This window comes from Nocardiopsis lambiniae (assembly GCF_031845465.1).
Lineage (GTDB): Bacteria > Actinomycetota > Actinomycetes > Streptosporangiales > Streptosporangiaceae > Nocardiopsis > Nocardiopsis lambiniae.
The window spans coordinates 27,815-42,538 of sequence record NZ_JAVREP010000002.1 but is presented as its reverse complement, the minus strand read 5'-3'; the positions used below and the strand labels follow the sequence as shown (position 1 = coordinate 42,538).

Sequence of the window (14,724 nt, the reverse complement as noted above, 5' to 3'; positions counted from 1 at the left end):
GTCCTCCGAGTGGAGGACACCGGTCAGAACAGGCGGAGGACGTCCGGTTCGATGCCGCGCAGTTCGTCGTAGTCCAGGACCACGCAGGAGATGCCCCGGTCCTCGGCGAGCACGCGCGCCTGGGGCTTGATCTCCTGGGCGGCGAAGACGCCCCGCACCGGGGACAGGTTGGGGTCGCGGTTGAGCAGCTCCAGGTAGCGGGTGAGCTGTTCGACGCCGTCGATGTCGCCGCGCCGCTTGAGCTCCACGGCCACGGTCCGGTTCTCGCCGTCCCGGCACAGGATGTCGACCGGCCCGATCGCGGTCGGGTACTCGCGGCGGATGAGGGTGTAGCCGTCGCCGAGGGTGGTGATGTGCTCGGCGAGCAGTTCCTGGAGGTGGGCCTCGACCCCGTCCTTCTGCAAGCCGGGGTCCTTGCCGAGTTCGTGCGAGGAGTCGTGCAGGACCTCCTCCACGGTCAGCACCAGCTTCTCGCCGGACTTGCCGTGGGTGACGGTCCAGACGTCGGGTCCGTCCTCGACGGTCTCCTCTCGGAGTCTGCACGGGGGGTTCATCCAGTTGAGGGGCTTGAAGGCCCGATCGTCGGCATGGATGGACACGCTCCCGTCGGCCTTGATGAGGATCAGCCGCGGGGCCATGGGCAGGTGGGCGGTGAGCCGGCCGACGTAATCGACGCTGCACCGAGCGATGACGAGACGCACGAAACGTCACGTTACCGCCTTCCGGGGGTGCCCGCCGCAGAACGGCCGGACCGGCCGACCGGTCCCCGAGGGCAGGTCCGATCACCCCGGGGGCAAGGACTTTGTGGCCTTCACGCCCCGTGACCGGAACGGGGTCGGGCGCTTAACGTCTCCAGAGAACGCGCGGTGCGGGTCGCCGAGGCCCGCCTGGACGGACCGCGCGGCCCGCCCACCCCGGGAGGGAGGGGAGGGGCGGGACCGCCGCCCGTCGTGGCGGCGGTCCCGCCGGGCATGTCCCGACATCGTGTTACCCGTGAGTACGGCCAAGGGGGCCCTGCGGGCGGTACGGGTCGTCGGGCCGTCTAGGCTGGCCTCATGGTGCAGGAATTCAAGAAGGTCGGTGTCGTCGGACTCGGCACGATGGGCGCGGGCATCGCCGAGGTGTTCGCCCGGGCCGGTTTCAACGTCATCGGGGTCGAGATCGACCAGGCCGCCCTCGACCGCGGCCGTGGCCATCTGGACAAGTCGCTCGGGCGCGCCGTCGCCAAGGGCAAGCTCACCGAGGAGGAGCGCTCCGCGATCGAGGAGCGACTGACGTTCACCACGTCCCGAGAGGACCTGACGGACGCCGACCTCGTCGTGGAGGCCGTTCCCGAGCGGATGGACCTCAAGCGCGACGTGTTCGGCGACCTGGACCGGATCTGCAAGCCCGAGACGATCCTGGCGACCAACACCTCCTCGCTGTCGGTCACCGAGATCGCGGCCCTCACCGGACGCCCGGAGAAGGTCGTCGGTCTGCACTTCTTCAACCCGGCCCCGGTCATGAAGCTGGCCGAGGTCATCACCACGGTCTCCGCCTCCGCCGAGACCGTCGACATCGTCACCGAGATGGCCAAGCGCATCGGCAAGACCCCCGTCACGGTCGGGGACCGCGCCGGGTTCGTCGCCAACGCGCTGCTGGTGCCCTACATCAACGACGCGGTGCGCCTCTACGAGCGCGGGGTCGCCACCCGCGAGGAGATCGACGAGTCGGTCAAGAAGGCCGCCGGCCTGCCGATGGGCCCGCTCGCCCTGGCCGACATGGTCGGGATCGACGTGTGCCTGGCCGTCATGGACGTGCTGTGGGACGAGTACCGCGACCCGCGTTACGCCGCGGCCCCGCTGCTGCGCCGCATGGTCGCCGCCGGTCACTACGGCCGCAAGGCCGGCAGGGGCTTCTACGCCGGTCGTGACGAGGCCCCCGAGCCCCGTCCCACCGGCCGCTACGCCGAGATGATCCGCGAGGAGGAGACCCTCGACCTGGGTGAGATCCTCCTCGCCCCGCAGATCGACGACGCCATGCGGATGATCGGCGACGGCTACGCCACCGCCCAGGACGTCGACACCGCGATGCGCTTCGGCTGCGGTTACCCCAAGGGCCCGACCGAGCTGCTCGACGAGCGCGGCGCCGAGGCCGTGGTCACCACCCTGGTCGCCATGGGCGAGTACGGGTTGACCACCATCGCGGTCCCCGCCCCGCTCCTCATGGACCGGCTTCCCGACACCCCGGAGGAAGAGGGCCACGGCGGCTGCGCCTGCCACGCCTGATCTCCCCGAGAACACCCCGGTGGCCGTCGCCGCAGTACGTCTGTGGCGGCGGCCACTGCCCGTTCTCTCCTACCCTGGACGGGTGAGCCCGCGTCGTAATTCCTCCCGTCGTAAGTCCTCCCGCGGTGGCCGCGCCCCCGGAGGCGGCCCCGAAGCCGAGGACGCCCTCATGCTCCGGATCACCGGCGGCCAGAGCCGTGAGACCGGCCCCGACGGCGAATGGATCATCCGGCGCGTCATCGGCGCGGCGGCGGTGAAGGTCTACCGCTGCCCCGGCTGCGCCCAGGAGATCCCCGTCGGGATGGCCCACGTCGTCGTCTGGCGCCCCTACGGCGACGGCGACGACCGTCGGCACTGGCACTCCTCCTGCTGGGACCGCCGCTCCCGGCGCGCACCCCGATACTGAGCCCCGACCACCGAGAACCGGACCGAGGAGCCATGGAGATCCGAGCCACCACGGTGCTGCCCGCCGTGCGACGACCCATCACCCTGCACACCGCCGACGGGCTGGAGCTGATCGGCGAACTCGCCCTGCCCGAGGGCGGCGAACCGGTCGCGACCCTGGTGTGCCTGCACCCGCTGCCCACGGCCGAGGGCATGATGGACAGCCACGTCCTGCGCAAGGCGTCGTTCCGGCTGCCCGCGCTGGCGAACATCGCGGTGCTGCGCTTCAACACGCGCGGCACCACCTCCCGCCACGGCACCAGCCAGGGGGAGTTCGGCGAGGGCGAGACCGAGAAGCACGATGTGCTCGCCGCCATCGAGTTCACCGAGTTCGAGGGGCTGCCCCGGCCGTGGCTGCTCGGCTGGTCGTTCGGCACCGAACTGGCCCTGAAGTGGGGCGCAGACCCGCAGATCGAGGGCGCCCTGCTGCTGTCGCCGCCGCTGCACCGGGCCACCGAGGCGGACATGGAGAACTGGCGGGTCACCGGCAAGCCCGTGGTGGCGCTGGTCCCCGAACACGACGACTACCTGCGCCCCGAGGAGGCCCGGGAGCGGTTCAAGCCGCTCACCCAGGCCGAGGTCATCGGCGTGGACGGCGCCAAGCACCTGTGGGTCGGGGAACCGTACGTGCGCCGGGTCCTCGACGAGATCGTCAAGCGGGTCAACCCCGACGCCCACCCCTTGCCCACCGAGTGGGACGGCCCCCACGAGAGGGACGTCCAGGCCCTGGGCTGAACATCGGCGGACCGGACGCGGTCGACCGCTCCCGTACGCGAGAACGAGGGCCCGCCTCCCCCCTTCAGGGGAGACGGGCCCTCGTCACGTCACGACCGCGGGGCCCGAGGGCCCGGGGTGACTACTCCTGCCACCAGTCCTCGTCGTCGGCGCCCTTGCCGGAACGGGCCGGCTGCTTGGCCTCCTCGGCCGGGGCGGCCTCGGCGATCGCCGGGGCCGCCGGAGCGGCGGCGACGGGAGCGGGGGCCGGGGCCGCGGGGGCCGCGGCGGCCGCGTTCGGGAGGGCACCGCCACCGAGCAGCTGACGCAGCTGCTGGAGGTGCGACTGGATGCTGTCGCGCTGGCGGTTGAGCTCGTCGACCTCCTTCTTGGCGGCGGTCAGGATGCGGTTGGCCTCGCTCTTGGCGTCGCTGAGCTGGTGCTCGGCCTTGGACTTGGCCTCCGACTCGATCTGGCCGGCGTTCTTCTTGGCGTTGCCGACCAGCTGCTTGGCGTGGTTCTCGGCGTCGCGCCGGGTCTGCTCGGCCTGCTGGCTGGCCTGCTTGGCGTGGTGGTCGGCGCTGGCGGCGCGCTCCTCCGCCTCGGACACCATCTTCTGGGTGGCGGCCTGGGCGGCGGCCAGACGCTCGGCGTCCTGACGCTCGGCCTCGGCCCGCCGGTCGGCGAGCTGGAGCTCGAACTGGTCCTCTAGCTCGGTGCGACGGGCCTCGGACTCGGCGTAGGCGCGCTCGGCGTTCTTGCGGAGTTCCTCGGCCTGGCTCTTGGCGGCCTGGATGGTCTCGTCGCGCTCGCGCTTGGCGGCCGCGCGCGCCTGGGCGCACTCGCGCTCGGTGGTGGTGCGCAGCTTGGCGATCTCACCCTCGAAGGTCGCCCGCTTCTCGGCGATCTCGTGGTCGACCGCGGCGCGCTTCTTCTGGACCTCGCGCTCGGTGGTGGCGGACAGCTCGTCGGCCCGGCGGCGGGCGCTGGTGGAGATCTCCTCCGCCTCGGCCTCGGCGCTCTGGCGGGACTCGTCGGCCTCGCGCTGGGCGAGGGTGCGCACCTCGGTGGCCTCGGACTCGGCCGCGGCCCGCATCTCGGCGGCCTCGATCTTGGCGGCCGACCGGATGTCGTTGGCGTCGATCTGGGCGCTCTGGACCAGCTCGTTGGCCTGCTCCTCGGCCAGCCGCAGCAGCTCCTCGATGCGCGAGCCGAGCCCGGCGTAGGAGGGGCGCTCCCGCTCCTGGAGCTGGCGGTTCTTGGCGCTGAGCTCGGCCTTGAACTTCTCGACCTGCTTGGTGGTCTGCTTGACCTCGTTGCGCAGGCCGTCCAGGTAGTCCGTCACCTGGGTGCGGTCATAGCCACGCAACACCACGTCGAACTCGGGTGGGGTGTTGTCCTCGTCGAAGATGTTGTTGAGTTGGGTGTCGATGTTGTTTGACGGCATGTGGCGGAATCCTGAACGGGTGCGAGACGGCTACTTGCGAACGACCGGGGACCGCGTTCTGGGCGGTGTCGGGGACCCCGGGGGACGGGCGTGCTTTCCGGTCCGGGTGCGGACTCGGGTATGGAGCGGCGTGGCGAGGTCGCGACCGGCCGACCGTCGCCGACGCCGTCGGTGCGCTCCACCCGTCTTGGCCCGCCACGGTGTGGCGCGACGGGGCGGTGGCGCTGCCGACCCGGTTGTCGAACCACCGGATCGTGAGACGTGGATCGACGCCGGAGATTCACATCCGGTGGCCAACCGACTTTATCAAGCGGGGAACCCCTGGGAAGAGGGTTTCGGGTAACTTCCGGCGGGGTTTGAGTCCGGTCACGCCCACGGTGCGTGAGATGTGATGTGTCCGGAACGCCCCCGTGACGTTGGGGGCGTTCCGGACACTCCGGTCAGTGGGCGCTCTGCACGAGTTCGGTGAGGACGCCTCCACAGTCCTTGGGGTGCAGGAACACGATCCGCGAGCCGGCGGTGCCCCGGCGCGGCTCCGCGTCCAGGACGCGCACGCCACGGTCCCCGACGCCCGCCGCGAGGGCGACGACGTCCCCGGTGCCGAACGCGATGTGATGCACGCCCTCACCGTTGCGCTCCAGGAACCTGGCGACCGGGGAGTCGGGACGGGTCGGCTCCAGCAGTTGCAGATACGTGGCGCCGCCGTCGTCGGCGCCGTTGACCCGGAGCATCGCCTCGCGCACGCCCTGCTCCTCGTTGACCTCCTCGTGCTCCACCTCGAAACCGTAGGTGGACCGGTAGAACTCGATCGAGGCGTCCAGGTCCCGGCAGGCGATGCCGACGTGGTCGAGACGGGTCGCGGCGGGGGCGGAGGCGGCGCGATCAGGGGCGTTGCTCATCGGGTGAACCTCTCGACGGCGGCGAACGGCTGTGTGGGTATCGTTGCAGACCAGGTGCGTCATCGATCACTTGGAGGCCAGTTACGATGCCCGGTTCCGTCATCGTCGGTGGGGCACGGACCCCCACCGGACGACTCCTCGGCTCCCTCGCCGGGTTCTCCGCCGTCGACCTCGGTGGCTTCGCGATCAAGGGCGCGCTCGACAGCGCCGGTATCGGCGGCGACCAGGTCGAGTACGTGGTCATGGGTCAGGTCCTCCAGGCCGGCGCCGGACAGATCCCGTCGCGTCAGGCCGCCGTCAAGGCCGGTATCCCCATGAACGTCCCCTCGGTCACCATCAACAAGGTGTGCCTGTCCGGCCTGGACGCCATCGCCCTGGCCGACCAGCTCATCGCCGCAGGCGAGTTCGACATCGTCGTCGCGGGCGGCATGGAGTCCATGACCAACGCGCCGCACCTGCTGCCCAAGTCCCGGCACGGCTACAAGTACGGGGCGATCGAGGTCCTCGACGCCACCGCGCACGACGGCCTCACCGACGCCTTCGAGGGCGACTCCATGGGCGCCTCCACCGAACGGCACAACGCCAAGCTCGGCATCGGCCGCGAGGAGCAGGACGCGTTCGCGGCCCGATCGCACCGGCGCGCCGCCGAGGCCGCGGAGCGGGGCCTGTTCGACGCGGAGATCGTCCCCGTGGAGATCCCCCAGCGCAAGGGCGACCCGATCGTGTTCCGCCACGACGAGGGCGTCCGTCCCGGCACCACGGCCGAGAGCCTGGCCAAGCTGCGCCCGGCCTTCGACCGCGACGGCACCATCACCGCCGGCTCCTCCTCGCAGATCTCCGACGGCGCCGCCGCCGTGATCGTGATGAGCCGGGCCAAGGCCGAGGAACTGGGCCTGCCGGTCCTCGCCGAGATCGGCGCGCACGGCAACGTCGCCGGCCCGGACAACTCCCTGCACTCCCAGCCCTCCAACGCGATCGCGCACGCGCTGGGCAAGGCCGGCAAGGAGGTCTCCGACCTCGACCTCATCGAGATCAACGAGGCGTTCGCCGCAGTCGGCCTCCAGTCCATGAAGGACCTGGGCGTGGACGCGGACATCGTCAACGTCAACGGCGGCGCCATCGCGATCGGTCACCCGATCGGCGCCTCCGGCGCCCGCATCGCCCTGCACCTGATCCACGAGCTGCGCCGCCGCGGCGGCGGTCTGGGCGCGGCGGCCCTCTGCGGCGGCGGCGGTCAGGGCGACGCCCTGCTGTTCTCGGTGCCCGCCGAGTAGCGGTCACCCCTCCCTCCGGGGCGACGCCGGGTCTCGGGAGATCCCCGGTCCGCCCGCGCGCCGCGCCCGGAGGGACGTTCATCCTCGAAGACACTGTGTACCCGGGGCCGGACCCGGCCCCGACCGGAGTACGACGCACCTGGTGAGAACGGCGGGGCGGCGGTCACGAGCCGCCGCCCCGCCGCATGCGCACGGAAGGAGCCGCATGGACACCCCCCGACTGGTCGAGAAGCTGCTGAGGGGGGATCGCCGGGCCCTGGCCCGCGCGATCACCCTGGTGGAGAACGGCTCCCCCGAACTGCGCGAGATCATGGCCGGCCTGGCCCCGCACACCGGCCGGGCCCGGACCGTCGGGTTCACCGGGTCGCCCGGCGTGGGCAAGTCCACCACGACGAACGCGGTGGTGCGCGCCGCCCGCGCCCGCGACCTGAGCGTGGCCGTGCTGGCCGTGGACCCCTCCTCCCCGTTCACCGGCGGCGCCCTGCTCGGGGATCGGGTCCGCATGCAGGAGCACGCCACCGACCCGGGCGTGTACATCCGTTCCATGGCCAACCGCGGGCACCTGGGCGGTCTGTCGTGGGCCACCCCGCACGCCCTGCGCGTCCTGGACGCCGCCGGGTTCGACGTGATCCTGGTGGAGACCGTCGGCGTCGGCCAGGCCGAGGTGGAGATCGCCGGGCAGGCCGACACCACCGTGGTGCTGTGCGCCCCGGGCATGGGCGACTCGGTGCAGGCCGCCAAGGCCGGCGTGCTTGAGGTCGCCGACGTGTTCGCCGTCAACAAGGCCGACCGCGACGGCGCCAGGTCGACCCTGCGCGAACTGCGGCAGATGGTGGCGATGAAGGACCGCGCCGACGACGAGTGGAAGCCGCCGATCGTCATGACGGTCGCCGTCCGTGATGAGGGCCTGGACGAGCTGTGGGAGTGCCTGGACGGGCACTTCGCGCATCTGCGGGACAGCGGTGAACTGGCGGAGCGCCGTCGTCGCCGGGCCCGGGAGGAGGTGCAGGCGATCGTCCTGGACCTGCTGCGCTCCCGGATCGCCGTCGGCGACGACGGTGCCCTGGAATCGGCGGCCCGCGAGGTGGCCGAGGGCATCCGCGACCCCTATGCCGCCGCCGACCTCGTCATCAAGGAACTGGGCGCCTAGGACAGGACGCGGCGCAGGACCTCGGCGAAGCCCCGCGGGTCGTCCTCGAAGGCATCACCTTGTCATAGTCTGATTTAAACAAGTCGTAGTAACCTTTGAAGCCCGTACCCGCGTAGAAACGGACATGCCGTGCATCATGACCGCCACCTGGCGGCTGTGCTCACCTGCCGAGCCGACCTCGTCCGACGTGAGGAGGCGGTTCAGGCCGCCCGGATCGCCCTTGAGGACGAGATCCTCCTCCAGATCGAGACCGGCCCCCGGGGCACCCGCGCCAAGATCGCCCGTGCTCTGGGCGTGACCCCCGCCCGCGTCGATCAGATGAGGGACACCGCTCGGAAGCGCCGGAGCGACCGGGCCATCATGGTGGGCGACTCCCCACAGACGGGTATCAGTGCGGCATGAGAGGGGGAGACGGCATGGTGGAAGCGGAAAAGGTGGAGCGAACCCCTGCGGGGATCGCTCGGGTACTGCCCATGCGGATGCGTGAGGCGTTCGAACGTCAGGTGCTGGAGGCGGTCGATCCCGAGGAGTTCGCCGAGATCATTCGCCACTGGGCACCGATCGCCGACGGACTCGCCGATACCAGCTCAGGGACACGAAAGCGGCGTGCGCTGGCCCGCCAGAGGATACGCGACAGGGTCGTGTTCGGTTACTACAAGGACAGTCCCGAGTGAGCGGTTACCTGGACGCGTACCTGTTGGACACCTGTGCCTGGTCGCGGATGCAGCAGGAGGCGGACCTCTGGGACCTGTGGGCCGACGATATCGACGATGGTCGTGTGTGGATCTGCGACCCGGTACGGCTGGAGATGCTCACCAGTTCTCGGAGCACGGCCGACCGGGACCAGCTCGTCGACGACCTCTTCGAACTGTTCGGAACTCCGGTCTCGGCGGATCGGGGCGTGTGGCGACTGGCCGATACCATTCACGCTGCCCTGACGGCGAAGGGACTACAACGGGGCCCGGGAGTGGTGGACATTCTGTTGTGCGCCACGGCCGTGCGCCACGGGATGATCGTGATCAGCGAGGACGGCGATATTCGCACGGTGGCCGGTGTGGTGCCGGAGTTGCGCAGGGTGGATGTCCGGGAAGGTCCGCCAGGCGAGCCTCGGCCTCCGATGACGGCGGACTGATCATCCCTCCCATGTCCGGGCACGGTTTCGCCTGCGCCCATGTGCTCGGCTGTAAAGCCGGTGCCGTGAGCGTTGTTCGCGACCTCGAAGGGGACCACCGCCGTAGATCACGAGGTCCCCTGAAGGCCGAATCAAGGGCGCCGCACTAGGACAGGACGCGGCGCAGGACCTCGGCGAAGCCCCGCGGGTCGTCCTCGAAGCCGCCGTGCCCGCCGGGGAACATCACCGGCTCGACGCCCAGCGCCTTCGCCAGGGCCCGGGAGGTCCGGTCGGTGAGCAGGATCGCCGACTCCACGCCGAGGCCGACCACGACCCGCGCGGGACCCTCGCGCAGGGCCTCGACGTCGGGGACGTGCCGGGTGGTCCCTCGCAGCTCGTGGGCGAAGAAGCGGTGGGCGTCCGCCGACTCCTGTTCACCGGGCTCCTGCTCCGGGGGCGCCTGACCCTCCCCCTCCTCCGGCAGGGGGAACCCGGCGTTGACCATGAACGCCCCGAAGGCGGCCATGATCCCGTCCCGGTGGTAGGTCGCGATGATCTCCTCGGTGCTCGCGCGCTGCTCGACGGCGTTGGGAAGCAGTTCCAGCAGGGGAGGCTCGTGCGCGACGATCGTGCCGAACCTGCCGGGGTGGCGCGTGGCCGCCGCGAGGGTGGTCACCGCCCCGCCGCTGGAGCCCAGCAGGTCGGCGCGTTCCACGCCCACCGCGTCCAGCAACGCCACCAGGTCGTCGGCGCGCAGCTCCGGTGTGGAGTCCTGTGCGGGGTCGTCCAGAGGACTGCGCCCGATACCCCGGGGATCGTGGGTGATGACCGTGCGCTCGGTCGCCAACAGGTCCGCGAGCGCCTCGAACGGCCCCGCGTCCATAGGCGCCCCGGTCAGCACGACGGCGGGTCCGGAGCCCCGGACCTCGTAGTACAGGGTGCCGTCGGGGGTCTTCAGGGTGTGCGTCTCGGCCATGGCCGTTCCTCTCGCTCGGGTCTCACCGGTACAGACCCGGCGCTCCTGCGGAAATCATCGCCCCCGTCGCACCTTTTTCCGCGACGCCGCGCCCGGCCCCGAACACGACGGCGGCGCCCCCTGGCACGGGGCGCCGCCACAGGGTCCCGGTCACGGACCGGGACCCTCATCGGTGTCGGTCGGTGCCGGTGGTCAGCCGAGCGTCGAGTCGATGGCCTCCATGAGGGTGCCGTTCGCGTCGTCGCCGTCGATGGACCAGATCATCACGCCGCCGAGTCCCCGGTCGACCGCCCACTGCGTCTTCTGGGCGATGGAGATCTCGTCGTCGTAGGTCCAGAACGTGGAACCGTTGTACAGCCACGCGGTGCCGGAGGCGTCGTCGCGGTGCAAGGTGTACCCGTTCAGGTTCTTGATGACCTTCCAGTCCTCGATGCCCTGCTCGTAGCTGCCGGGGGCGGGGCCGGTGGAGGTCTGGAACAGACCGTCGCCGCTTGGCCCGGCGGGCACGCCCGTCCAGCCGCGGCTGTAGAACGGCACGCCCAGGACCATGTCGGCCGGGTCCACGCCCAGCTCCAGGTAGCGGTCGATGCTCACCTCGGCGGCGAAGATCCGCGGACCGGGGTCTCCGGGGGTGACGAGCAGGTTCGACTGGTGGTTGGTGGTGGACTCCCAGGCCCCGTGGTAGTCGTAGCCCTGCACCGTGATGAAGTCGAAGTCCGTCATGAGCTCGTCCATCTCGAAGCCCAGGTCGATCTTGTCGGGGTCGGCGGGCAGGAACGCGGTCAGTTCGAACTCGCGGTCGGTCTCGGCCTCCAGGGCGTCCAGCTGGTCGCGGAACTCCTGGACCAGGGCGGTGAAGTTCTCCCTGTCCTCGGGGCGGACCACGTTGTGCTCGTGCCCCTCGGAGGCGGGCCACTCCCAGTCGAGGTCGATGCCGTCGAAGACGCCGTAGGCGGCGCCGGCGCCGCCCGCACCGTCGAAGAGCGGCAGGTTGCCGCGCAGGTACAGGTCGATGCAGGACGAGACCATGCGCTCGCGCGACTCCGGGGTCAGCGCGGCGTCGGAGAAGTACCGGGACCAGGTCCAGCCGCCCAGGGAGATGTTGACCTTCAGGTCGGGGTGCGTCTCCTTGAGCTTGCGCAGCTGGTTGAAGTTGCCGCGCAGGTCCTGGCTCCACACGTCGCCCACGCCGTCGACGCTCTGGGCGGCGGTGAACGAACGGCCGTAGTCGGCCCAGGCGTCGCCCTGGCCGAGCTGGTTGGCCATGAAGCACTGCCCGCCGGCGTTGACGTTGCCGAACGAGTAGTTGATGTGGGTGAGCTTCTCCGCGGTGTCGGAGGTCTCCAGGTTCTTCACCAGGTAACCGCGGTCGTAGATGCCCCACTGGGTGAAGTAGGCCACGCGACGGCCCTCCGTGGGCGGGCCGATGACCTGCTCGTCGGTGGTCGCGCTCACCGAGGCGCTCTCGCCGCCCCGGTTGTTGGAGGTGTCGTAGGCCCGCACGGTGAACCCGTACGTGGTCTCGGGGGTGAGCCCCGAGACGGTGGCGGTGGTCCCGGAGACGGCACGGACGACCTCGCCGCCGGACAGGACCTCGTAGCCGGCGACCGCGACGTTGTCGGTGGCGGCGTTCCAGCTCAGGGCGACCGTGGTGGCGGTGGTCCCGGTGACGGTCAGACCGCCGGGGGTCGAGGGCGGCTCGGTGTCGGGTTCGCCGGGTTCACCCGAGCAGGGGGACCCGTTGATCAGACAGTTCACCGGCGTGGTGTCGGATCCGGCACCGGTGGTGCCGTTGAAACCGATGCCGTAGGTCCCCCCGGCGGGGACGGCGGCGCCCCAGGAGGGCGGGGTCAGCGTGTAGGAGTTCCCCGAACGGGTCAGGGTGGCGTTCCACAGGCTGGTGATGGCGGTGCCGGAGGGCAGGTCGAACTCGATGGTCCAGTCGGTCAGCGCCGACGTGCCGGCGTTGCCGACGGTGAGTTGGCCGCCGTACCCGGTGCCCCAGTTGCCGGTCTCGACGTAGGTGACGGTGACGTCGGAGGTGTCGGCGGAGGCAGGGGCGGGGGACAGGGCGAGGGGGATGAGCAGTACGGCCGCGACCAACGCCGCGAGCCTGGATCGTCGTGCTCTCAACTTCGGTGCTCCTGGTGCGTGAGCGGGTGTGGGGGGTCGCCGTCCGGGTGCGCCCGTCGGGGGCGGACCGGGGGCGACGGTGGGTGTGCGCCCGAGGAGTCGCGGGGTGCGAAGTCGATGGGCGAGAGGGGCGGTGCACGGGGCATGGCGGGCCTCGAAAGTGGAACGGAGGGGCGGGGGAGGGGCGGAGCGTGCGAGCCGGTGGTGTGCGAGATGAGGAGAGGCCGGTGCGAACCGTCGCACATCGGTCCGCACCGGCCGTGGCGGCGATGCTCCCCGGATCAGAGCATCGACGCCGCTCGGTTCCCGGCCGGCGGTGGGAAGGGCGGTGGACCGCCGACCGGGAGGCTTCGGGTCAGTTCGTTCGCAGCGCCTCGTCGATGGCCGCCAGCAGGTCGCCCTGCGCGTTGTCGCCGTCGATGGCCCAGATCATGACGCCGGAGTAGCCGTTGTCCAGGGCCCACTCGGTCTTCTGGCCGACCGCGATCTCGTCGTCGTAGTTCCAGAAGGTCTCGCCGTCGTAGATCCAGGCGGTGCCGGCGTCCTCGTTGCGGAAGAGCTCGAAGTCACCGGAGGCCACCTTCTCCTCTAGGAAGCGGTACTCCTCGGTGCCCGTCGCGTAGGTGCCCCGCGCCGGGCCGGCGGCGGGCTGGAAGATGCCGTCGCCCTCGGGGCCGGCTTCGACACCGGTCCATCCCTGGCCGTAGAAGGGGATGCCCAGGACGATCTTGGCCGGGTCGACCCCGCGGGAGACGTAGGCGTCGCGGATGAGCTCGGCCGAGATGACCGGCTCGGGGTCGCGGGCGTCCGTCACCAGGTTGGACTGGTGGTTGGTGACGCTCTCCCAGGTGCCGTGGTAGTCGTAGCCCTGCACCATGACGAAGTCGAAGTTCGGCATGAGCTCGTCGAGCTCGTATCCGGAGTCCAGGCGCCAGCCGCCGGCGGGCACGAACGCGCTCAGCTCGAAGTGGCGGTCGGTCTCGTCACCGAACTCGTCCAGCTGGTCGCGGAACTCCTGGACCAGGGCGGTGAAGTTCTCCTTGTCCTCGGGCCGGACCACGTTGTGCGGGTTGCCGTCGGTGCCCGGCCACTCCCAGTCGAGGTCGATGCCGTCGAAGACGCCGTAGGCGACGCCCTCGCCGCCGGCCTCGTTCAGTTCGGGCAGGTTCCCGCGCAGGTACAGGTCGACGCAGGACTCGACGAGACGCTCGCGGGACTCCTCGGTCAGGGCGGCGTCGGAGAAGTACCGGGACCAGTTCCACCCGCCCAGCGAGACGCTGATGCTCAGGTGGGGGTTCTGCTCCTTGAGCTTGAGCAGCTGGTTGAAGTTGCCGCGCAGATCCTGGCCGGGGTCGTCGGCGACCCCGTCGACGCTCTGGCCGGCGGGGACGGTGTGCCCGTAGTCGGCCAGTGCGTCGCCCTCGCCCTCGTCGTCGGTCATGAAGCACTCGCCGTCGGCGCTGACGTTGCCGAAGGCGTACTGGATGTGCGTGAGCCTCTCGGCGCTGCCGCTCCCCACCAGGTCGGCGACGTGGTAGTCGCGCTCGCGGGCGCTCCACTGGGTGTAGTAGGCGACGCTGAGGTGGTCGTGGTCGGGCCCGGTGTCGCCGTCGTCGCCGGAGCAGGGGGCCCCGTTGACGGTGCAGGAGACGAGGTCGGTGGAGCCGTCGGTGTGCAGGCCGTTGAACCCGAAGGAGTAGGTGCCGCCGGCGGGGACGGAGGCGCCCCAGTGCGGTGGCGTGACGGTGTAGCCGGCGGGGTCGCCGGAGAGGGTGGCGTTCCAGAGCTGGTGGATGCGGCTGCCGTCGGGCAGGGAGAACTCGATCGTCCAGTCGCTCACGGGGGTGCCGGAGGCGTTGTGGACGACGATCTCGCCGCTGTAGCCGGTGTTCCACCGGGCGGATTCCACGTAGGTGACGGTGAGGCCTGTGGCGGGCGTCTCTTCCGCGGCGGCCGGGAAGGCGGCCACCATGAGCGGCGCCACCAGCACGGTCGCGGCCGCGCACGCCGCCATCCGGTTCCTGAAGGGTCGTGCTCTCACGTCGTGGACTCTCCTGCGGTCGGAGGGTGTCTGGCTAGGCCTGACCTGGGGGGATAAATTTTTAGGAAACTTAACTAATAATTACAGGGGTCGTCAACGGTCCGGGTGGAACTTTCCGGCGCGGGAGCGGGTCCCACCTTCGGGTCCATCCGGATCTTTCGAGCTGACGGGCCGTACCAGTGGCGGGCGGGGTCATCTGTCCCCTTGTGGCCACGCCGAATCCTTGACTCGCGCCCTGATCTCGGCTACTCGCGCACAGGGTGGGACG

General features: G+C 70.7%; 14 protein-coding genes. 8 read left to right on the top strand and 6 right to left on the bottom strand.

Going from position 1 to position 14,724, the window contains the following annotated elements; genetic code table 11:
• Positions 1-23: 23 nt before the first annotated feature.
• Entirely contained in the window at positions 24-701 is a 678-nt protein-coding gene (gene nucS, locus RM479_RS04575) for an endonuclease NucS (RefSeq protein ID WP_311510479.1), read from the bottom strand.
• Between the two features lie 354 nt (positions 702-1,055).
• On the opposite strand from nucS, the gene RM479_RS04570 reads away from it, so the two are divergent.
• The 3 genes from RM479_RS04570 to RM479_RS04560 all read left to right on the top strand — a co-directional run bounded on the left by RM479_RS04570 (position 1,056) and on the right by RM479_RS04560 (position 3,446).
• Positions 1,056-2,267 (top strand): 3-hydroxyacyl-CoA dehydrogenase, encoded by a 1,212-nt coding sequence (locus RM479_RS04570; RefSeq protein ID WP_311510478.1) that lies wholly within the window; start codon positions 1,056-1,058, stop codon positions 2,265-2,267.
• A gap of 82 nt (positions 2,268-2,349) precedes the next feature.
• Complete coding sequence (locus RM479_RS04565; protein WP_311510477.1) at positions 2,350-2,673, top strand: ATP/GTP-binding protein; 324 nt, start codon at positions 2,350-2,352, stop codon at positions 2,671-2,673.
• A gap of 32 nt (positions 2,674-2,705) precedes the next feature.
• Positions 2,706-3,446 (top strand): alpha/beta hydrolase, encoded by a 741-nt coding sequence (locus RM479_RS04560; protein WP_311510476.1) that lies wholly within the window; start codon positions 2,706-2,708, stop codon positions 3,444-3,446.
• A 121-nt stretch (positions 3,447-3,567) separates the two neighbouring features.
• Here RM479_RS04560 and RM479_RS04555 read toward each other — a convergent pair whose 3' ends face one another.
• Both RM479_RS04555 and mce read right to left on the bottom strand, forming a co-directional pair.
• Positions 3,568-4,872: a DivIVA domain-containing protein gene (locus tag RM479_RS04555; RefSeq protein ID WP_274812601.1), complete on the bottom strand. Its 1,305-nt coding sequence runs from the start codon at positions 4,870-4,872 to the stop codon at positions 3,568-3,570.
• 440 nt (positions 4,873-5,312) lie between these two features.
• Positions 5,313-5,771 carry a methylmalonyl-CoA epimerase gene (mce, locus tag RM479_RS04550; protein WP_311510475.1) on the bottom strand — a complete coding sequence of 153 codons (459 nt, stop codon included), beginning with the start codon at positions 5,769-5,771 and terminating at the stop codon, positions 5,313-5,315.
• Between the two features lie 86 nt (positions 5,772-5,857).
• Between mce and RM479_RS04545 the strand changes: the two genes are divergently transcribed.
• The 5 genes from RM479_RS04545 (at position 5,858) to RM479_RS04525 (ending at position 9,327) form a co-directional block, all read left to right on the top strand.
• Positions 5,858-7,045: an acetyl-CoA C-acetyltransferase gene (locus RM479_RS04545; protein WP_311510474.1), complete on the top strand. Its 1,188-nt coding sequence runs from the start codon at positions 5,858-5,860 to the stop codon at positions 7,043-7,045.
• A gap of 205 nt (positions 7,046-7,250) precedes the next feature.
• The gene (gene meaB, locus RM479_RS04540) at positions 7,251-8,195 is read left to right on the top strand and encodes a methylmalonyl Co-A mutase-associated GTPase MeaB (RefSeq protein WP_311510473.1); all 945 of its coding nucleotides are present in this window, start codon (positions 7,251-7,253) and stop codon (positions 8,193-8,195) included.
• A gap of 129 nt (positions 8,196-8,324) precedes the next feature.
• The gene (locus RM479_RS04535) at positions 8,325-8,597 is read left to right on the top strand and encodes a hypothetical protein (RefSeq protein ID WP_311510472.1); all 273 of its coding nucleotides are present in this window, start codon (positions 8,325-8,327) and stop codon (positions 8,595-8,597) included.
• Positions 8,598-8,611: 14 nt separating this feature from the next.
• On the top strand, positions 8,612-8,869 hold the full coding sequence (locus tag RM479_RS04530; protein WP_311510471.1) for a hypothetical protein: 258 nt from the start codon (positions 8,612-8,614) through the stop codon (positions 8,867-8,869).
• On the top strand, positions 8,866-9,327 hold the full coding sequence (locus RM479_RS04525) for a PIN domain-containing protein (protein WP_311510470.1): 462 nt from the start codon (positions 8,866-8,868) through the stop codon (positions 9,325-9,327). Before RM479_RS04530 ends, RM479_RS04525 begins: the two co-directional genes overlap by 4 nt.
• Before the next feature lie 145 nt (positions 9,328-9,472).
• Here RM479_RS04525 and RM479_RS04520 read toward each other — a convergent pair whose 3' ends face one another.
• From RM479_RS04520 to RM479_RS04510, 3 genes are all read right to left on the bottom strand, one after another.
• Positions 9,473-10,282, bottom strand: a complete 810-nt coding sequence (locus tag RM479_RS04520) for an alpha/beta fold hydrolase (RefSeq protein WP_311510469.1) — start codon at positions 10,280-10,282, stop codon at positions 9,473-9,475.
• Between the two features lie 192 nt (positions 10,283-10,474).
• Complete coding sequence (locus RM479_RS04515; RefSeq protein WP_311510468.1) at positions 10,475-12,415, bottom strand: glycosyl hydrolase family 18 protein; 1,941 nt, start codon at positions 12,413-12,415, stop codon at positions 10,475-10,477.
• A 355-nt stretch (positions 12,416-12,770) separates the two neighbouring features.
• Positions 12,771-14,456 (bottom strand): glycosyl hydrolase family 18 protein, encoded by a 1,686-nt coding sequence (locus RM479_RS04510; protein WP_311510467.1) that lies wholly within the window; start codon positions 14,454-14,456, stop codon positions 12,771-12,773.
• Positions 14,457-14,724: the final 268 nt, after the last annotated feature.